This is a genomic window from Caulobacter endophyticus, from assembly GCF_029543245.1.
GTDB lineage: Bacteria > Pseudomonadota > Alphaproteobacteria > Caulobacterales > Caulobacteraceae > Caulobacter > Caulobacter endophyticus_A.
In genome coordinates, this window is record NZ_JARQWV010000009.1 from 153,513 (window position 1) to 170,769 (window position 17,257).

The 17,257-nt window shown below is 68.1% G+C and carries 21 protein-coding genes; 15 read left to right on the forward strand and 6 right to left on the reverse strand.

Annotated elements, in window-relative coordinates; all coding sequences use genetic code 11:
* The first annotated feature begins 2 nt into the window (after positions 1 to 2).
* The 4 genes from scpA to P7A99_RS10700 all read left to right on the forward strand — a co-directional run bounded on the left by scpA (position 3) and on the right by P7A99_RS10700 (position 3,836).
* Entirely contained in the window at positions 3 to 2,159 is a 2,157-nt protein-coding gene (scpA, locus tag P7A99_RS10685) for a methylmalonyl-CoA mutase (protein WP_277793863.1), read from the forward strand.
* Complete coding sequence (locus P7A99_RS10690) at positions 2,156 to 2,659, forward strand: NADAR family protein (protein WP_277793864.1); 504 nt, start codon at positions 2,156 to 2,158, stop codon at positions 2,657 to 2,659. Before scpA ends, P7A99_RS10690 begins: the two co-directional genes overlap by 4 nt.
* Positions 2,660 to 2,750: 91 nt before the next feature.
* A complete protein-coding gene (locus P7A99_RS10695; RefSeq protein WP_277793865.1) occupies positions 2,751 to 3,212 on the forward strand; it encodes a hypothetical protein in 462 nt (153 codons plus the stop codon).
* 45 nt (positions 3,213 to 3,257) lie between these two features.
* Positions 3,258 to 3,836 (forward strand): Uma2 family endonuclease, encoded by a 579-nt coding sequence (locus tag P7A99_RS10700; protein WP_277793866.1) that lies wholly within the window; start codon positions 3,258 to 3,260, stop codon positions 3,834 to 3,836.
* On the opposite strand, the gene P7A99_RS10705 is transcribed toward P7A99_RS10700, so the two are convergent.
* Together P7A99_RS10705 and P7A99_RS10710 are read right to left on the reverse strand one after the other, a co-directional pair.
* Entirely contained in the window at positions 3,833 to 4,288 is a 456-nt protein-coding gene (locus P7A99_RS10705; RefSeq protein ID WP_277793867.1) for a DUF4112 domain-containing protein, read from the reverse strand. The genes P7A99_RS10700 and P7A99_RS10705 overlap by 4 nt on opposite strands.
* Positions 4,289 to 4,320: 32 nt before the next feature.
* Positions 4,321 to 4,785 carry a DUF4112 domain-containing protein gene (locus tag P7A99_RS10710; RefSeq protein WP_277793868.1) on the reverse strand — a complete coding sequence of 155 codons (465 nt, stop codon included), beginning with the start codon at positions 4,783 to 4,785 and terminating at the stop codon, positions 4,321 to 4,323.
* A gap of 174 nt (positions 4,786 to 4,959) precedes the next feature.
* On the opposite strand from P7A99_RS10710, the gene P7A99_RS10715 reads away from it, so the two are divergent.
* The 3 genes from P7A99_RS10715 to P7A99_RS10725 are packed head-to-tail and all read left to right on the forward strand — an operon-like array spanning position 4,960 to position 6,966.
* Complete coding sequence (locus P7A99_RS10715) at positions 4,960 to 5,277, forward strand: heavy metal-binding domain-containing protein (RefSeq protein WP_101719187.1); 318 nt, start codon at positions 4,960 to 4,962, stop codon at positions 5,275 to 5,277.
* Positions 5,278 to 5,286: 9 nt separating this feature from the next.
* The gene (gene meaB, locus P7A99_RS10720) at positions 5,287 to 6,270 is read left to right on the forward strand and encodes a methylmalonyl Co-A mutase-associated GTPase MeaB (RefSeq protein WP_277793869.1); all 984 of its coding nucleotides are present in this window, start codon (positions 5,287 to 5,289) and stop codon (positions 6,268 to 6,270) included.
* A gap of 45 nt (positions 6,271 to 6,315) precedes the next feature.
* The gene (locus P7A99_RS10725; protein ID WP_277793870.1) at positions 6,316 to 6,966 is read left to right on the forward strand and encodes a glutathione S-transferase family protein; all 651 of its coding nucleotides are present in this window, start codon (positions 6,316 to 6,318) and stop codon (positions 6,964 to 6,966) included.
* 192 nt (positions 6,967 to 7,158) lie between these two features.
* Here the strand turns inward: P7A99_RS10725 and P7A99_RS10730 are convergent, their stop codons facing one another.
* Positions 7,159 to 7,776, reverse strand: a complete 618-nt coding sequence (locus tag P7A99_RS10730) for a glutathione S-transferase family protein (protein ID WP_277793871.1) — start codon at positions 7,774 to 7,776, stop codon at positions 7,159 to 7,161.
* 94 nt (positions 7,777 to 7,870) lie between these two features.
* Here P7A99_RS10730 and P7A99_RS10735 point away from each other — a divergent pair, with 94 nt between their 5' ends.
* Positions 7,871 to 9,205, forward strand: a complete 1,335-nt coding sequence (locus tag P7A99_RS10735) for a spinster family MFS transporter (protein ID WP_277793872.1) — start codon at positions 7,871 to 7,873, stop codon at positions 9,203 to 9,205.
* A 136-nt stretch (positions 9,206 to 9,341) separates the two neighbouring features.
* Here the strand turns inward: P7A99_RS10735 and P7A99_RS10740 are convergent, their stop codons facing one another.
* Positions 9,342 to 9,509, reverse strand: coding sequence for a hypothetical protein (locus P7A99_RS10740; protein ID WP_277793873.1), 168 nt, complete (start codon positions 9,507 to 9,509; stop codon positions 9,342 to 9,344).
* A gap of 217 nt (positions 9,510 to 9,726) precedes the next feature.
* Between P7A99_RS10740 and P7A99_RS10745 the strand changes: the two genes are divergently transcribed.
* From P7A99_RS10745 to P7A99_RS10760, 4 genes are all read left to right on the forward strand, one after another.
* Positions 9,727 to 11,220, forward strand: coding sequence for a spinster family MFS transporter (locus P7A99_RS10745; RefSeq protein WP_277793874.1), 1,494 nt, complete (start codon positions 9,727 to 9,729; stop codon positions 11,218 to 11,220).
* A 235-nt stretch (positions 11,221 to 11,455) separates the two neighbouring features.
* The gene (purB, locus tag P7A99_RS10750) at positions 11,456 to 12,766 is read left to right on the forward strand and encodes an adenylosuccinate lyase (RefSeq protein WP_165256548.1); all 1,311 of its coding nucleotides are present in this window, start codon (positions 11,456 to 11,458) and stop codon (positions 12,764 to 12,766) included.
* A 5-nt stretch (positions 12,767 to 12,771) separates the two neighbouring features.
* Positions 12,772 to 13,524, forward strand: coding sequence for a 2OG-Fe(II) oxygenase (locus P7A99_RS10755; RefSeq protein WP_277793875.1), 753 nt, complete (start codon positions 12,772 to 12,774; stop codon positions 13,522 to 13,524).
* Positions 13,521 to 14,027 (forward strand): DNA-deoxyinosine glycosylase, encoded by a 507-nt coding sequence (locus P7A99_RS10760; RefSeq protein ID WP_277793876.1) that lies wholly within the window; start codon positions 13,521 to 13,523, stop codon positions 14,025 to 14,027. The genes P7A99_RS10755 and P7A99_RS10760 overlap by 4 nt, the downstream gene beginning before the upstream one ends.
* Positions 14,028 to 14,066: 39 nt before the next feature.
* Here P7A99_RS10760 and P7A99_RS10765 read toward each other — a convergent pair whose 3' ends face one another.
* Complete coding sequence (locus P7A99_RS10765) at positions 14,067 to 14,492, reverse strand: DUF1842 domain-containing protein (protein WP_277793877.1); 426 nt, start codon at positions 14,490 to 14,492, stop codon at positions 14,067 to 14,069.
* 222 nt (positions 14,493 to 14,714) lie between these two features.
* Entirely contained in the window at positions 14,715 to 15,032 is a 318-nt protein-coding gene (locus P7A99_RS10770; RefSeq protein WP_277793878.1) for a DUF1476 domain-containing protein, read from the reverse strand.
* A 387-nt stretch (positions 15,033 to 15,419) separates the two neighbouring features.
* On the opposite strand from P7A99_RS10770, the gene purC reads away from it, so the two are divergent.
* From purC to P7A99_RS10785, 3 genes are all read left to right on the forward strand, one after another.
* Positions 15,420 to 16,175 carry a phosphoribosylaminoimidazolesuccinocarboxamide synthase gene (gene purC / locus P7A99_RS10775; protein ID WP_116488052.1) on the forward strand — a complete coding sequence of 252 codons (756 nt, stop codon included), beginning with the start codon at positions 15,420 to 15,422 and terminating at the stop codon, positions 16,173 to 16,175.
* A 169-nt stretch (positions 16,176 to 16,344) separates the two neighbouring features.
* On the forward strand, positions 16,345 to 16,584 hold the full coding sequence (gene purS, locus P7A99_RS10780; protein WP_058350003.1) for a phosphoribosylformylglycinamidine synthase subunit PurS: 240 nt from the start codon (positions 16,345 to 16,347) through the stop codon (positions 16,582 to 16,584).
* Between the two features lie 8 nt (positions 16,585 to 16,592).
* On the forward strand, positions 16,593 to 17,255 hold the full coding sequence (locus P7A99_RS10785) for a DUF3885 domain-containing protein (RefSeq protein ID WP_277793879.1): 663 nt from the start codon (positions 16,593 to 16,595) through the stop codon (positions 17,253 to 17,255).
* Positions 17,256 to 17,257 lie beyond the last annotated feature (2 nt).

Sequence of the window (17,257 nt, forward strand, 5' to 3'; positions counted from 1 at the left end):
CCATGAGCAAGTTCCCCGACTTCGCCGACATCGCCTTCGAGACGCCTGAACCGACGCCCGCGCCCGCCGCCGGCAAGGCCTGGAGCACGCCCGAGGGCGTTGACGTCGCCCCCGCCTTCACCGCTCAGGATGCGGCGGGCCTCGATTTCACCGACGGCCGCCCCGGCGTCGCGCCCTTCGTGCGCGGCCCCTACCCGACCATGTACGTCACCAACCCGTGGACGATCCGCCAGTACGCGGGCTTCTCCACGGCCGAGGATTCGAACGCCTTCTACCGCCGCAACCTGGCGGCCGGTCAGATGGGCCTATCGGTGGCCTTCGACCTGGCCACCCACCGCGGCTATGACTCAGACCACGAGCGGGTGAAGGGCGACGTCGGCATGGCCGGCGTGGCGATCGACTCGATCCTGGACATGCGCACGCTGTTTTCCGGCATCCCGCTCGACAAGATGAGCGTGTCGATGACCATGAACGGCGCGGTGCTGCCGATCCTGGCGCTCTACATCGTCGCCGCCGAGGAGCAGGGCGTCACGCCTGACAAACTGTCGGGCACGATCCAGAACGACATCCTCAAAGAGTTCATGGTGCGGAACACCTACATCTATCCGCCCGCGCCCTCGATGCGGATCATCTCGGACATCTTCGCCTTCACCTCGGCGAACATGCCCAAGTTCAACTCGATCTCGATCAGCGGCTACCACATGCAGGAGGCCGGGGCCTCGGCCGACTTGGAGCTGGCCTACACCCTCGCCGACGGCATCGAATACGCCCGGGCCGGCGTCGCGGCCGGCATGAGCATCGACGCGTTTGCCCCCAGATTGTCGTTCTTCTGGGCCATCGGCATGAATTACTTCATGGAAGTAGCCAAGATGCGGGCCGCGCGCCTGCTGTGGGCCCGGCTGATGAAGCGCGAGTTCGAGCCCAAGGACGACCGCTCGCTCAGCCTTCGCACCCACAGCCAGACCTCGGGCTGGTCGCTGGCGGCGCAGGACGTGTTCAACAACGTCTCGCGCACCTGCGTCGAGGCCATGGCCGCCGTCAACGGCCAGACCCAGAGCCTGCACACCAACGCCCTGGACGAGGCGCTGGCCCTGCCCACCGACTTCTCGGCCCGCATCGCCCGCAACACCCAGCTGTTCCTGCAGATGGAAAGCGGCACGACCCGCGTCGCCGACCCGTGGGGCGGTTCGTACTACGTCGAGCGCCTGACCCACGACCTGGCGGTCAAGGCCCTGGCCCACATCGAGGAGGTCGAGGCCGCCGGCGGCATGGCCAAGGCCATCGAGCAGGGCATTCCCAAGCTGCGCATCGAGGAAGCCGCCGCCAAGACCCAGGCCCGCATCGACTCCAATCGCCAGAGCGTGGTCGGCGTCAATCGCTACAAGCCCGAGGTGGCCGACGTCATCCCGATGCTGAAGGTCGACAACAGCTCGGTGCGCAACCAGCAACTCGAGAAACTGGCCCGCCTGAAGGCCGAACGCGATCCGGCCGCGACGAAGGCCGCGCTGCAGGCGCTGGAAGACGGGGCGCGCGGCTCGGGCAACCTCCTGGCCCTGGCCGTCGACGCGGCCCGCGCCAAGGCCACCGTCGGCGAGATCAGCGACGCGCTCGAGCGGGTGTTCGGCCGCCACCGGGCCGAGATCAAGTCGATCCAGGGCGTCTACATGAAGGAAGCCGGTTCCGATCCCACCACCGCCCGCGCCAAGGCCATGGTCGAGGCCTTCGCCCAGGCCGACGGCCGCCGCCCGCGCATCCTGGTCGCCAAGATGGGCCAGGACGGCCACGACCGCGGCCAGAAGGTGATCGCCACCGCCTTCGCCGACCTCGGCTTCGACGTCGACATCGGCCCGCTGTTCCAGACCCCGGCCGAAGCCGCCCGCCAGGCCGTGGAGAACGACGTCCACATCGTCGGCGCCAGCTCGCTCGCGGCGGGCCACCTGACGCTCGCCCCCGAACTGAAGGCGGAACTGGGCAAGCAAGGCCGCGCCGACATCATGATGGTGGTCGGCGGCGTGATCCCCCCGCAGGACTTCCAGGCCCTGCGCGACGCCGGCGCCGCGGCGATCTTCCCGCCCGGCACGGTGATCGCCGAGGCGGTGATCGAGCTGCTCGACAAGCTGAACAAGCAGCTCGGCTACACCCAGGGCGAGGCGGCGTGAGGGTCACGACTGCCGACCTTCCTCATCCGTCCGCGTACGAGAGCTTCCATCCCTTCCTGAAGGACGTGTTCAGCCAGTGGCACGCCACGCCCTTCACGCTGGAGGGCCTCGACTTCGCCACCGCCGAGCAGTGGATGATGTACGGCAAGGCGCGCCTGTTCGGCGACGAGGCGGTCGCGACTGCGATCCTGGCCACGCCCGATCCCTCGGTGCAGAAGCGCCTGGGACAGACGGTCGCCGGCTTCGAGCAGGAGGCCTGGGACACCTGGAAGGTCGACATCGTCCATCGCGGCAGCCTGGCGAAGTTCGGCCAGAACGACGGCGCGCGCCGCCAACTCCTGGCCACCGGCGAGGCCATGCTGGTCGAGGCCAATCCTCGCGACTGGATCTGGGGCGTCGGCCTGTCGGTGGACGATCCGGCCGTTCACCAGGCGCAGGACTGGAAGGGCGAGAACCTGCTGGGCCGGATCCTGACGGACGTGCGCAGCAAGCTCGGCTGACGCCCACTCTGCACCGTTTCTCCACCGCCTTCGCCGCGCCGTCTGCACCGCCTTCCCGCCGAATGCGGCTCGCGCTAACGGGAAGGTGAACATGCAGCGGACAGGGCGAAGAACCACGCCGAACCGGGTCTTCCTGGCGACGATCTTTTCGTTCGCTGCGCCGTCAGTGATCCTGAGCCAGGCCGTCTACTGGAGCATTTACGCCGGCCAGCCGTCCTCGTCGCTCAACGACGGCCTGACCCTGATTCCGGTCATGGTGGTCTTCGGCGCCTTCATCGGCTGGCCGTTCGTCCTGGTCGCCATGACCGCCTGGGCGATCCTCGACCGCTTCAACATCCACTACGCCTGGGCGGCGGCCCTGGTCGGGACGGCGACCGGCCTCACGGTCGCCTGGTATACGCTGCGCCAGAAGATGCTGCCGCCCGATCTCGCCTGGCCGCTGTGCATCGGCGCGGGCCTCTTCACTGCCCTCGGCGTCTGGTGGATCGCTTACGGCCGCCAGGGCGCGCTGAAGCGCCCTGCCCCGCCTCGGCGCGCGCCGCTCACGCTCTGACGGCACGGCGTTACGCGCCGTGACACCCGTGCTATCGTCGCGCCCATGAACGCTCCGGGCCGCCTTGCCGAAACCGTCGCGCCGTACCGCTTCACGTATGACGACGTGCTGCGCATGGTCGAGGCCGGCATTCTGGCGGACGACGCCCGCGTCGAGCTGATCGAGGGGGAACTGATCGCGGTGTCGCCGGAAAGCGTTCCTCATGTTCGCTGTCGGCGCTGGCTGACCCAATTCTTCACCCGTCGGCTGTTCGAAGGTCAGTGGGAGATCAATTCGGACGCGCCGATCCGCCTCGACGACCAGACCGCGCCCGAACCCGATCTGGCTATCTTTCCGAGCACGGTGCACGACCGCGATCTCAGGGGCAGCGACATCGTGCTGGCGGTCGAGGTGTCGGTTTCAAGCCAGGCCTTGGATCTGGGCAGGAAGGCCGATCTCTACGCCTCAGCGGGCGTTCGTGAGTATTGGGTCGTGGACGTTTCGAGCCAGCGCCTGATCGTCCATCGCGAACCGACGGCCGGCGGCTATCGCTCGATCTGGGAGGAAGGCGTCCGCGGCGGCGTGGCGCCCCAGGCCTTCCCGCACCTGGAAATCCGTGTCGCAGACCTGCCGCTGACCGACTAGCGCTTCCCGGCCTTCGTCTTCTTCTTCCGGCGCTTGAGGTCGATCTCCTCGGGCGCGCCGTGGCGGGCCTCGATGTCCTTCTGCAGCGCCTTGGCGGCCATCAGGTGGCCGGGGAACAGGGTGTCGACCGCCCAGCCGACGACGGGCACGGCGCTGGTCGAGCTGTCGAACAGCATGTAGGCGGCCATCCGCGCCACGGTCGGCAGCGACGCGCGGGCCTGCCAGGCGTGATACCCAAGCACCGCCGCCGCGCCCAGGCTGTAGGCGGTGTTGGCGCCCGGCACCCAGGCCAGCACGCCGTCGAGGCCGATGCCGATGGGGCCGACCCCGATCAGCCGGTCGGACAGGCGCTTGATGGTCTCGGCGTTGCGCCAGGCCTTGTGCGCCCGCTGTCGATGGCCGGCGGGGCCCTCATCGATCACTTCGCCTTGCAGGACGGCTTCGTCGGTCATGCTGTCTCAACGCCTCGCCGCAAGCTTGGTTGTCAGCCCAGGAACACCACCCGGCGCTTTTCCTTGCCCGAGCGGATGCGTTCGAGCAGGTCGCGATATTCGGCCGTGCCTTGAGCGTCCTTGCGCGATCCCTCGAAATAGATCGTGTCGTCCATGTGCTTGAGCAACATCCCGCCGGCCCACTTCTGGCCGGTGAACAGGGTGTCGGCCACCGCGCCCAGGCCCGGCGGCCCCAGCGGCAGCAGGGCGTCGATCAACAGCACGGCGGTCATCTGGATCAGGATCATCGGTGCGGCCCGGGCGCGCACGCCGTCGAACAGCAGCACCCCGCCCGCGCCCAGCGAGTAGAGCGAGCCCGCCCCGCCGAACCAGGCCAGTATGCCGTCCAGGCCGATGCCCACCGGCCCGACGCCGATGATGTTGTCGGACAGCTTGACCGTGCGCTCGACGCTGCCCCGGATGTTGTGCAGGTCGAGATGCGATTTGGCGAAGAACAACGGCCAGCCCCCCAGCTTCAGCGCGGGCAATCTGCCTCAAGGCCAGGCTTGCCGGAAGCCGGTTTCCCGCCTGAGGGGAAACTTCGCCGTATCGCGTCGCGTGCAACGCCGGAGCCCCTCGCGGCGGGCCCCGTTTATGCTTAACTATGCGCCATGAGCGAAGGACCCGCAGGCATGCTGATCTCGACCACCCCGTTCATCGAGGGCCGTCCGGTCAAGGAGTACAAGGGTGCGGTCTATTCCCAGGCGATCCTCGGCGCCAATGTCGTTCTCGACCTGCTGGCCTCGATCCGCGACTTCATCGGCGGCCGATCCAGTTCCTACGAGCGGGTGCTGGAACGCGCCCGCGAGGACGCCCTGAAGGGCCTGATGAAGGAAGCCCAGAAGGTCGGCGCCAACGCCATCCTGGCGGTCGATCTCGACTACAACACCGTCGGCCCCAACGGCCAGATGATGATGGTTTCGGTTTCCGGCACGGCGGTCGTCCTCTAAGTCGGGGGCGTGTCTCCGCCCGTCCTCGACATCGCCGACCTGGAGCGCCGCCTGCTGGCCGGCGAGCGCGCGGCCCTGGCCCGCGCCATCACCCTGGTCGAGAGCCGCCGCGCCGATCACCAGGCCGCGGCCCGCGAGCTTCTCCAGCGCCTGATGCCCCATACCGGCCGCGCCCAGCGCGTCGGCATCACCGGCGTGCCGGGCGCGGGCAAGTCGACCACCATCGAGAGCCTGGGCTGCACCCTGACGGCGGCCGGCCACAGGGTGGCGGTGCTGGCCGTGGACCCCTCGTCGGGACGCCACGGCGGCTCGATCCTCGGCGACAAGACGCGGATGGAGCGGCTCAGCGTCGATCCCGCCGCCTTCATCCGCCCCTCCCCGTCCGGCGGCGCGTTGGGCGGCGTGGCCCGCAAGACCCGCGAGGCCATGCTGCTGTGCGAGGCGGCCGGCTTCGACGTGGTGATCGTCGAGACCGTGGGCGTGGGCCAGTCCGAGACCGTCGTCGCCGATATGGTCGACATCTTCGTCGCCCTGCTGATCCCCGGCGGCGGCGACGAGCTCCAGGGCATCAAGAAGGGCCTGATCGAGCTGGCCGACCTCCTGGTGATCAACAAGGCCGACGCCGATCCGACCAAGGCCGAACGCTCGGCCCGCGACTATCGCAACGCCCTGCATATCCTGACCCCCGCCCATCGCGACTGGACGCCGCCGGTGCTGACCGCATCGGGCCTGACCGGCGCGGGGCTCGATGTGCTGTGGGGCCAGGTCCAGCGCCACCGCGAGGTGATGACCGCCAATGGCGCGAGAGCCGCCCGCCGCGCCGACCAGGACGCCCGCTGGATGTGGGCCATGGTCAACGACCGCCTGGCCGAGGCCTTCCGCGCCGCGCCGGCCGTGGCTGCGCTGGTGGACGAAACCGAGGGCGCAGTGCGGGCCGGCGATCTGCCGGCCTCGTCCGCCGCTGACCGGCTGCTGAAGGCGTTCGGGCTGTAGACGACGCCCTCCGTTTCCGCGCCAATGCGGCAACGGAGGAAACCGATGGCGCTGATCCTGCACGCCCACCCGCTCTCGTCGTTCTGCCACAAGGCGCTGGTGGCGCTGTACGAACTGGACCTGCCGTTCGAACTGAGGATGGTCGACTTCGGTGATCCGGCCTCGTCGGACGCCTTCCGCGCGCTCTGGCCGATGGCCCGAATGCCGGTGCTGGAGGACACGGGTCGCGGCGCCGTCGTGCCGGAAAGCTCGATCCTGATCGAATACCTTCAGATCCATCATCAGGGCGCCGCCCGCCTGATCCCGCAGGATCCGGATCTGGCGCTGGAGGTGCGGGCCAGAGACCGTTTCTTCGATCTCTCGGTCCAGGTTCCGATGCAGAAGATCGTCAACGACCGCATCCGGCCGGCAGACGCCAAGGACCCTCATGGCCTGGCCGAGGCGAGAGCCCACCTGGCCACCGCTCTCGACATCGTCGAGCGTGACATGGAGGGGCGCACCTGGGCGGCCGGCGAGACGTTCTCGATGGCCGACTGCGCCGCGGCTCCTGCGATGTTCTATGCCGACAAGGTCATGCCGCTGGCGCCCGAGCGCCCGAACGCCGCGGCCTATCTCGAACGGCTGACGGCCCGGCCCTCCTATGCGCGCACGCTGAAGGAGGCCGAGCCCTACATGCGCTTTTTCCCGACGGCCTAAAGTCCGGTCAGGGAAGAAAAGCCTTCAAGATCAATACCTCACCACTCGTCATCCCGGAAAGCGCGAAGCGCTTATCCGGGACCCAGGGGCCGGCGCACTGCCAGTGGCCCCTGGGTCCCGGCTCTGCGGCCCGCTACGCGGACCTCCGGCCGGGATGACGACTTTTATCGCCAAGGCAATTGGGTCCGGCCCCTAAGCCGCCGCTTCCCAGGCGAGGAACTCCGGCGTCTCCAGCAGGCGCTCGCAATAGGCGCCGGCCGCGCCGGTGTCGCCGTAGTCCGACAGGTGCACGCCGTAGGTGCGGAAGCGCGTGGCTACCGGCGTGTAGAAGGCGTCGGCGATCGACCATTCGCCCAGCAGGAACGGCCCGCCCGAACGCTTCAGCAGCTGGTTCCAGCGCTCGGTGATCTTGCGCACGTCCTTCTGGGTGGCTTCCGACAGGTCGGCGTGCTTGATCAGGCCAAGGTCCATGGGGCACTCGCCGCGCAGCGACGAGAAGCCCGAATGCATCTCGGCCGCCGCCGAGCGGGCCAGGGCGCGCAGTTCCGGATCCTCGGGCCACAGCTTGGCCTCGGGGAACTTCTCGGCCAGGTATTCGCAGATCGCCAGCGAGTCCCAGACCACCAGGTCGCCGTCCTTTAGGGCAGGCGCGAGCTTGCTGGGCGAGTGCTTGGCGATGTCGGCTTCGGTGGCGTCGCCGCGCCGCAGCTCGATCTCGATCTCCTTGAACGGCGCGCCGGTCCGCTTGAGGGCCAGCCAGGGCCGCAGTGACCAGGTCGACCACTTCTTGGTGCCGATGACGAGTTCCATGACGGTCTCCTGTTCGATGCAGACTGGCCTTCCGGCTTAACGCGCGTCTACAGTCGCCTCAACGATTAGAACAACTGTTCGAGGAGGAACGCCCATGGCGGAGACGGCAACCCCGTCGCCGGTGATCGCGCCCGTGTCGAGCGGCTATCGCCGCTATGCCCTCTGGGTGCTGCTGATCATCTACACGCTGAACTTCCTCGACCGGCAGGTGGTCAACATCCTGGCCGAGCCGATCAAGCGCGACCTGGGGCTGGCCGACTGGCAGTTGGGCATGATGACGGGCCTGGCGTTTGCGATCTTCTACACGGTGCTGGGCATCCCGATCGCCCGCCTGGCCGAGCGCAAGAACCGGCCGCGGATCATCGCCGCCTCGATCCTGGCCTGGAGCGCCTTCACCGTGCTGTGCGGCTTCGCCCAGAACGTCTGGCAGCTTATCGCCGCCCGTATCGGGGTGGGCGTCGGCGAGGCCGGCTGCACGCCACCGGCCCACTCGCTGATCACCGACTATGTGCCCAAGGAAAAGCGGGCCAGCGCCATCGCCTTCTATTCGATCGGCACGCCGCTGGGCACGCTGGCCGGCATGGCCATGGGCGGGTTGATCGCCGACGCCTACGGCTGGCGCGCGGCCTTCATGGTCGCCGGCGCGCCGGGCGTGCTGTTCGCCATCATCGCCGCCTTCACCCTGGTCGAGCCGCGCAAGCAGCTGGCCGCCGATCTCGCCGGCCGCGCCGCCAGCCAGGTCAGCTTCGGCGCGGCCCTGGCGGTGCTGATGACCAAGAAGACCTTCTGGCTGGTGGCCTTCGCCGCCTCGATCAAGGCCTTCGTCGGCTATGGCCAGGCGCCGTTCATCGCCTCGTACTTCTTCCGCAATCACGGCGCCGACGTCGCCGCCCTGGCCGCCCAGTTCGGGTTGAAGTCGGCCGGGTTCCTGGGCCTGGCCCTGGGCCTGATCGGCGGCACGGCCGGCGTCATCGGCGCCTGGCTGGGCGGACAGTTGGCCGACAAACTCGGGGCCAAGGACCTGCGGGCCTATGTCACCGTGCCGGCGATCGCCTCGCTGGTCACCCTGCCGTTCTACATCGCCGCCGTCAGCCTCGACTCGGTGACCGCCGCCATCGGCATCCTCACCATCCCCATCCTTCTGGGCACGCTGTGGTACGGGCCGGTCTACGCCACGGCCCAGAGCATCGTCGACCCGTCGATGCGGGCCACGGCCTCGGCCGTGCTGCTGTTCGTGATCAACCTGATCGGGCTGGGTCTTGGCCCCGTCGCCGTCGGCGCGCTCAGCGACATGTTCGCCGGGCCGCTAGGCCTGGGCGAGGCCCAGGGCGTACGCTGGGCCCTGATCGTCTCGACGATGTTCGGCCTGGTGGCGTTCGCGCTGTTCTGGGCGGCCCGCAAGACCATTCGCGAGGACATGGTGGGGTGAGACGAAAACCTCCCCCTATGGGGGAGGCGATCGCGCCAGCGATCGGTGGGGGGAGGTAACTTCCAAGCTCGGCGGAAGCTGAAAACGGCCCCCCTCCGGCGCTTCGCGCCACCTCCCCCAGAGGGGGAGGATTTCCTTATCGGCGTGGAAAGCAGTAGGCGAAGGGATACGGATCGGCGGGGACGCCGGTGTCCCAGCGGTCCAGCGCCTTCATCGAGCGGGCGTGGTTGAACTGCGCCAGCGAGACGATCTTCGCCTCACGGACGGGCACTTCCTGCTCAGTCTTGCGGGGGGCGGCTTGCATGAGAGACCTCCGACGCGACGGCCGTTCGACCGGCCTTGTATGAGGCCAGTAGGCGCTCCCTTTCCTGAACATCCCCGCCCCTTTCCGTTATCTCCGGTTCATCCCCGCGCCGCAAAGCCGCCACCATTCCGAAGCTTCGAAAAGGGGGTGGCGCTCTGCCTGACCTTGGATCACAGTCGGCGCAAATAGAACAAACGTTTGAAGGGAGAGAGTCAGGATGGGCCAGGCGCGTGCGCCGGGCGGCGAGCGGCCGCTCTATTCCAAGGGGTACAAGGCCTCGGTGCTGGCGCTCTTGCTGGCGACCTACACCTTCAACTTCATCGACCGCACGATCATCGCCACCATCGGCCAGGCCATCAAGGTCGACCTGCATCTGACCGACACCCAGCTTGGCCTGCTGGGCGGCCTCTACTTCGCCCTGCTCTACACCATCCTCGGCATTCCGATCGCCCGTCTGGCCGAGCGCTGGAACCGGGTGTCGATCATCTCGCTGTCGCTGGTCATCTGGTCGGGCTTCACGGCCCTCTGCGGCACCGCGGCCAGCTTCGCGCAGCTGGCGCTCTATCGCTTCGGGGTGGGCGTCGGCGAGGCCGGCTGCTCGCCGCCCAGCCACTCGCTGATCAGCGACTATTACGCGCCCAAGCAGCGGGCCTCGGCCCTGTCGATCTACAGCTTCGGCATTCCGCTGGGCACGATGTTCGGCGCCGTCGCGGGCGGCTGGCTGGCCCAGGAACTGTCCTGGCGGGCGGCCTTCGTCATCGTCGGCCTGCCGGGCATCCTGCTGGCCATCCTGGTCAAGCTGGTCGTCAAGGAACCGCCGCGCGGCCATTCCGACGTCGTCGAGACGCCGCTGGAGCCGAAGGCCGTCCCCCCCGCCGAACCGGCCAAGCCGGCCTTCTCGCTGCAGAAGGAGTTTTCCGAACTCTGGGCCGTGACCAAGATCCTGTTCGGCAAGTGGCCCGTACTGCACATGGTGCTGGGCGTGACCATCGCCTCGTTCGGCTCCTACGGCTCGGGCGCGTTCGTGCCGCCCTACTTCGTGCGCGCCTTCGGCCTGGGCCTGGCGCAGGTCGGCCTGATCGTCGGCCTGATCGGGGGCTTCTCGGCGGGTCTCGGCACCCTGGTCGGCGGCTTCCTCAGCGACTGGGCCGGCAAGCGCAGCGCCAAGTGGTACGCCCTGACGCCCGCCATCGGCCTCATCCTCTGCACGCCGATCTACATCATCGCCTACCTGCAGACCGAGTGGCAGATGACGGCGCTGATCCTGCTGATCCCAGGCGTCTTCCACTACGTCTATCTCGCCCCGACCTTCGGCGTGGTGCAGAACTCGGTGGAGCCGCGCCGCCGCGCCACCGCCACGGCCCTGCTGTTCTTCTTTCTCAACCTGATCGCCCTGGGCGGCGGGCCGGTGTTCACCGGCTGGCTGATCGACCACCTGGCCGGCTTCCACTTCAACCACCCGGACGCGAGCGGCATCTTCACCGCCCTCGGCGGGATGTTCTCGCCCGGCCCGATCGACTTCGCGAGCGCCTGCCCCGGCGGCATCGCGCCCAAGGGCGCGCCGGTCGAAGCCGCCAAGGCCTGCGGCGGCGCCATGGCCCGCGCCACCCAGCAGGGGATCATCGTCTCGCTCTGCTTCTACGCCTGGGCCGGCGTGCACTACGCCCTGGCGGCCATCGGCATGGTCAAGCACATGAAGTCGCGCGCCTAGATAGGATCCTTCTCCCCTTGCGGGAGAAGGTGTCGGCGAAGCCGACGGATGAGGGGTTTCTCGGATCGCGCCGCCGCACCCGGTCGTGCAGCTTTCTCGCCGGATCTATTTGAGAGACCCCTCACCCGACCTGCTTCGCAGGCCACCCTCTCCCGCAAGGGGAGAGGGACGCCGGTCCTAAGTAATAACCCGCTTCCCTTGACTCTCCGGCCTCACGCGACGAAACCCCCGGCCCATGATCAGCCGCTACGCCCGCCCCGAAGCCGCCGCCATCTGGTCCAGCCAGACCAAGTACAAGATCTGGTTCGAGATCGAGGCCCATGCCGCAGACGCCATGGCCGAGCTGGGGGTCATCCCCAAGCTCGCCGCGGAGACCATCTGGGAGAAGGGCCGCGACGCGGTCTGGGACAGCGACCGCATCGACGAGATCGAACGCGTCACCAAGCACGACGTCATCGCCTTCCTGACCCACGTGTCGGAAATCGTCGGCCCCGAGGCCCGCTTCCTGCACCAGGGCATGACCAGCTCGGACGTGCTTGACACCTGCTTCGCCGTGCAGCTGTCGCGCGCCACCGACCTGCTGCTGGACGGCGTGGACCTGGTTCTCGCCGCCCTCAAGCGCCGCGCGCTGGAGCACAAGTTCACCGTCTGCGTCGGCCGCAGCCATGGCATCCACGCCGAGCCGATCACCTTCGGCCTGAAGCTGGCCGGCTACTACGCCGAGTTCCAGCGCGCCAAGGAGCGCCTGGCGATGGCCAAGTTCGAGATCGCCACCTGCGCGATCTCGGGCGCCGTCGGCACCTTCGCCAATGTCGATCCGCGCGTCGAACAGCACGTGGCCGACAAGATGGGCCTGGCCGTCGAGCCGGTCTCGACCCAGGTCATCCCGCGCGACCGTCACGCCGCCTACTTCGCCGCCCTGGGCGTCGTGGCCTCGTCGATCGAGCGCCTGGCCACCGAGATCCGCCACCTGCAGCGCACGGAAGTCCTCGAAGCCGAAGAGCCGTTCGATCCGGGCCAGAAGGGCTCGTCGGCCATGCCGCACAAGCGCAACCCGATCCTGACCGAGAACCTGACGGGCCTGGCCCGTCTGGTCCGTTCGGCCGTGGTGCCGGCGATGGAGAACGTCGCCCTCTGGCACGAGCGCGACATCAGCCACTCGTCGGTCGAGCGCGGCATCGGCCCGGACGCCACGATCCACCTCGACTTCGCCCTGCGCCGCCTGGCCGGCGTCATCGAGCGCTTCAACATCTATCCCGACAACATGGCCAAGAACCTCGACAAGCTCGGGGGCCTGGTGTTCTCGCAGCGCGTCATGCTGGCCCTGACGCACAAGGACGTGTCGCGCGAAGACGCCTACGCCGCCGTCCAGGGCAACGCCATGAAGGTGTGGCGCGGCGAAGGCCGCTTCCTCGACTTCCTCAAGGCCGACCCGGTGGTCTCCAAGGCCCTGACCGACGCCGAGCTCGAGGAACTGTTCGACCTCGGCTACCACACCAAGAACGTCGACGTGATCTTCAAGCGCGTCTTCGGCGAGCAGGCCTGAACCCGTTGAGCGAGCCGCCGATCCTTCGTCTCAATCCGGCGCTGGATCCGGCGGCCCTCGCGGCCGCCTACGCCCGGGACGGCATGGTCCGCATCCCGGGCGTTTTCGAGCCGGCGGTGGCCGACATCCTGGCCAGGATGCTCGAAAAGGCTATCGACTGGGACGTCATCTGCTCGACCGAGACCGGCAAGGCCGAGGTGCTCGACCGGGCGACGATCCAGAGGCTGGGCGGGGCGGCCGTGGCTGAGAAGCTGAAGGCCGCCACCCTGCGGGCCCGCACCGGCTTCGCCTACGTCTATCTCGGCTATCCGATGATCAACGCCTACCTCGCCGGGCGTAATCCGGGCCATCCGATCCACGACCTGACCGAGTTCCTCAACGGACCGGAGATGACCCAGTTCGGGGCCCAGGTGATCGGCGTGCCCGGGATCACCAAGCTGGACGCCCAGGCCACGCTCTACCGGCCAGGCGACTTTCTCACCCGCCACGACGACACCGGCGACGGCGACCGGCGGGCGGCCTACACCATCAGCCTGACCCGCGAATGGCGCAGCGACTGGGGCGGCCAGTTGCTGTTCCACGACGAGCTGGGCGACATCGAGCGCGGCTTCGCGCCGGCCTTCAACACCATGACCATCTTCAAGGTGCCCCGGCAGCACTCGGTGGCCCCCGTCGCGCCCTATGCCGGCGCACCGCGGCTGATGATCACCGGCTGGCTGAAGGACAGCCCGCCGGACGGCACGCCCAGGGCCGAGTGAGCGAGCAGGAACGCAAGCGCGGTTTCCCGCCGGTCATTGATCAGGACGTGCGCGTGCTGGTGCTGGGCAGCCTGCCCGGCGACGCCTCGCTGGCGGCGGCGCAGTACTACGGACATCCCCGCAACGGCTTCTGGCGGCTGATCGGCGCGGTCGTCGGCCGCGACCTGGCGCCCCTGCCCTATGATGCCCGGCTGGCCGCACTGCTGGCGGCGGGCGTGGGGCTGTGGGACGTCCATGCCGAGGCGGTCCGCCCCGGCAGCCTGGACGCGGCGATCAAGGACGCCGCCGACAACGATCTTCTGGGATTGGTCGACGGCCTGCCGCGCCTACGGGCCGTTGCCTTCAACGGCGCGGCCGCCGCCAAGGCCGGGACCCGGCTGCTGGCCTCGCGCGCCGATCGGCTGGCGCTGGTCGCCCTCCCCTCGTCGAGCCCCGCCCACGCGGCCATGGGCTTCGAGGCCAAGCGCGAGGCATGGCTGGCGCTCCAGGAGTGGCTGGCGTGAACGCTCCTCCCCCGCGAACGGGGGAGGAGAGAAACGCGATCAGGCGCTGACGTTCTTCACCGGCACGTTCTCGACGTGCACGTTGAGATAGTCGAAGCCGCCCTTGCCGTTCCAGCTCTTGTCGACCGCCAGGGCCGCCTTGAACTTCGCCAGGAACGAGCCGATGGCTGGCGGCGGCACGCTGTAGACGAACTCGCCGGTCAGCGAGACCAGCAGGTCGGCCTGGCCGAAACCGGTCTGGTAGACGTGGCCCGAGACCGGGAAGCGGTGCTGGCCGCCGATGACCGCCTGGCTGATCTCGGCGATGCCGCTGACATTGCCCGAGGGCGCGTCGACGGTGAGCGCGAAATTGACGATCGGAGCGCCGGGCGTGCCGACGTTTCCGACCTGAAGCTTGACCAGATAGAGGCCGATCGGGCCGATCTCGGCCGATTGGGAATGCAGGTTGCCGACGTCGTCAGCCATGTTTGCGTCCTCCGGTTAGCGGAGCGGTCGCTTGATCGCCGCCCCGTTGTCGACGATGCGCTTCATGGGCGAATTCGCCGCCCGATAAAGCCTGGGGACGATTTCAGTTTTTCGACAACCTTAAGGTGCGCAAATTCACAGATGCGCGATAGCGGCCAAAGAAAAAGGCCCGGCCGGTGCAAAACCGGCCGGGCCTTTTCCAGTCGCCTTTCGGCGGATCGCTTATTCGCCGGCGCGAACCTGTTCGCGGGCGAAGGCCAGCAGCTCGGCCATCTTCATGCGGACTTCGCCTTCCGAGACCGCGACGCCCGAACCCTTCAGGTCCTCGAAGACCTTGCGGAACACGTCCTCGTCGCCGGGCTGCTCGAAGTCCGACTTCACGACGGCGCGGGCGTATTCCTCGACCGTGGCCAGGCCCATCAGGCCGGCGGCCCATTCGCCCAGCAGGCGGTTGCGGCGCGCGGTGGCCTTGAACTCCAGCTCCTGGTCGTTCGCGAACTTGCGTTCGAAAGCCTGTTCGCGGTCGTCGAAGGTCGTCATGAAAGCCCCAAGTTTTCCGAAGCGCTTCCCGCCGAGAGGGTGCAACCCTGGGCGGTAGTACGGCGCTCCAGTGTAAGAGAGTAGTTCGGTTTCGTCCCCTGCGAACATGGTGTGTCCGCGAGACGAAGTGTTCTTGTGGCGGCTCCATATCCCGGCCAGCGGCGGGGGGCAATCGCTCGCGACGCCGCAGGGCGAAGGTTTACCACGATGGCAGCCCGCGTTTGCGGAAAAGGCCGTGTTCAGGTAGGTTCCCGCCGACATTTTTCAGTGAGCGGCCTTGAGTCGAACGCCGCGCGCAGCTATCCGCCGCGCGCGCTTTTCGTTTTCTCGGGAGTCTTCCGGGCAAGGACGGCGCGCTTATTCGCAGGAAGGGCCTCGACGAGAGCCATGACCCGTCGCAAGAAGATCTACGAAGGCAAGGCCAAGATCCTGTACGAGGGCCCCGAGCCCGGCACCCTGATCCAGTATTTCAAGGACGACGCCACCGCGTTCAACGCGCAGAAGAAGGCCGTTCTCGAAGGCAAGGGCGTGATCAACAACCGCATCAGCGAGTACATCATGACTCGCCTGAACGCGATCGGCGTCCAGAACCACTTCATCCGCCGCCTGAACCTGCGCGAGCAGCTGATCAAGGAAGTCGAGATCGTTCCGCTGGAAGTCGTCGTGCGCAACATCGCCGCCGGCTCGATCGCCACGCGCCTGGGCCTGACCGAAGGCCAGCCGCTGCCGCGCTCGATCATCGAGTTCTACTACAAGGATGACAAGCTCGGCGACCCGATGGTCTCCGAAGAGCACATCACCGCGTTCAACTGGGCCGCCACCCAGGAGATCGACGACATGATGGCCATGGCCCTGCGCGTGAACGACTACCTGTCGGGCCTGTTCAGCGGCGTCGGCATCACGCTGGTGGACTTCAAGATCGAGTTCGGCCGCGTCTATGAGGGCGACTTCTCGCGGATCATCCTGGCCGACGAGATCAGCCCCGACAGCTGCCGCCTGTGGGACGCCGCCACCAACGAGAAGCTGGACAAGGACCGCTTCCGTCGCGACCTGGGCAACGTCATCGAGAGCTACACCGAAGTGGCCCGCCGCCTCGGCATCATGAAGGAAATGCCCACCGTCATCCAAGGCGGCGTGCACTAAGGAAACCCCTTCTCCCATAGGGAGAAGGAGGGGCCCGCGCGTCCTTGGACGCGTGGGAGGATGAGGGGTTTCACCCTTTCCGGACGGCCCCGTAACCCCTCACCCTCCCATGCTGCGCATGGGCCCCTCCCTCTCCCTCTGGGAGAGGGTCGCGAAAAGGTCAGACGCGATGAAAGCCACCGTCCACGTGTTCCTGAAGCCCGGCGTGCTCGACGTCCAGGGCAAGGCCGTCGAGAACGCCCTGCATGGCCTGGGCTGGCCGTCGGTGAAGGACGCCCGCGTCGGCCGCGTCATCGAGTTCGATCTCGACGCCACGGACGCCGAAGCCGCCAAGGCCGAGGTCAAGTCGATGTGCGAGAAGCTGCTGGCCAACACGGTCATCGAAAGCTACCGCATCGACATCGCCTGAGGCGGACCGTGGGATCGAGCGCTCTCCATCCCACCCGCCAGCGGATGCTCGACGTCTTCGGCGTCGAGCGCCTGCACGACTTCCGGGGGCCGGCCTGGACGCGGATCGAGCTGATCCCCGACGCCACGGCCCCCGACCGTCTTCCCTCCCCCTTCACGCCCGCCGCCCGCCTCCTGCGCGAGCTCGACACCGCCCGGGCGGTCGTCGCCGCCATGTTCGGCCGCTCCGAGCGCGTGACCCTGGAACTGGGCTGGAGCGCCGACGACAAGGCGCCGTTCAAGCGCCTGTCGCACCTCGGATACGACCTGCCGCGCGAGCCGCACTGGCGCCTGCGCCCCGATCCCGACGACGCCCCCGACTGGTGGTGGAACCTGCGCTATGTCGAGCTGGCGCCCACGCCCGACGCGCTGGCGCCCTTCCTGCTGGCCGCAGTCGGCGGCTTCCAGAAACGCGGCCTGATCAACCTGTCGGTCGGCGTCGTCGATTTCGAGACGGGCCTGGCGCTGGAGTTCTACGACGCCAGGGGCATGACCCCGATGGCCGTCACGCCCGAACGCCTGGCCCCGGCCTACTGGCGGTTCCGCGACTGGGTGCGCGACGTCGAGATCGAGCGCTGCGACGCCTTGCTGGCCCCCTGGCGGGATGCGCCGCCGCGCCTGACGGTGGTCTGAAG

What these genes read in the sequence shown, in the direction of transcription:
- scpA (WP_277793863.1), top strand. Translation starts at nt 3, where the DNA reads ATGAGCAAGTTCCCCGACTTCGCCGACATCGCCTTCGAGACGCCTGAA.
- P7A99_RS10695 (WP_277793865.1), top strand. Translation starts at nt 2,751, where the DNA reads ATGCAGCGGACAGGGCGAAGAACCACGCCGAACCGGGTCTTCCTGGCG.
- P7A99_RS10700 (WP_277793866.1), top strand. Translation starts at nt 3,258, where the DNA reads ATGAACGCTCCGGGCCGCCTTGCCGAAACCGTCGCGCCGTACCGCTTC.
- P7A99_RS10705 (WP_277793867.1), bottom strand. Translation starts at nt 4,288, where the DNA reads ATGACCGACGAAGCCGTCCTGCAAGGCGAAGTGATCGATGAGGGCCCC.
- P7A99_RS10715 (WP_101719187.1), top strand. Translation starts at nt 4,960, where the DNA reads ATGCTGATCTCGACCACCCCGTTCATCGAGGGCCGTCCGGTCAAGGAG.
- P7A99_RS10725 (WP_277793870.1), top strand. Translation starts at nt 6,316, where the DNA reads ATGGCGCTGATCCTGCACGCCCACCCGCTCTCGTCGTTCTGCCACAAG.
- P7A99_RS10730 (WP_277793871.1), bottom strand. Translation starts at nt 7,776, where the DNA reads ATGGAACTCGTCATCGGCACCAAGAAGTGGTCGACCTGGTCACTGCGG.
- P7A99_RS10735 (WP_277793872.1), top strand. Translation starts at nt 7,871, where the DNA reads ATGGCGGAGACGGCAACCCCGTCGCCGGTGATCGCGCCCGTGTCGAGC.
- P7A99_RS10740 (WP_277793873.1), bottom strand. Translation starts at nt 9,509, where the DNA reads ATGCAAGCCGCCCCCCGCAAGACTGAGCAGGAAGTGCCCGTCCGTGAG.
- P7A99_RS10745 (WP_277793874.1), top strand. Translation starts at nt 9,727, where the DNA reads ATGGGCCAGGCGCGTGCGCCGGGCGGCGAGCGGCCGCTCTATTCCAAG.
- purB (WP_165256548.1), top strand. Translation starts at nt 11,456, where the DNA reads ATGATCAGCCGCTACGCCCGCCCCGAAGCCGCCGCCATCTGGTCCAGC.
- P7A99_RS10765 (WP_277793877.1), bottom strand. Translation starts at nt 14,492, where the DNA reads ATGGCTGACGACGTCGGCAACCTGCATTCCCAATCGGCCGAGATCGGC.
- P7A99_RS10770 (WP_277793878.1), bottom strand. Translation starts at nt 15,032, where the DNA reads ATGACGACCTTCGACGACCGCGAACAGGCTTTCGAACGCAAGTTCGCG.
- purC (WP_116488052.1), top strand. Translation starts at nt 15,420, where the DNA reads ATGACCCGTCGCAAGAAGATCTACGAAGGCAAGGCCAAGATCCTGTAC.
- purS (WP_058350003.1), top strand. Translation starts at nt 16,345, where the DNA reads ATGAAAGCCACCGTCCACGTGTTCCTGAAGCCCGGCGTGCTCGACGTC.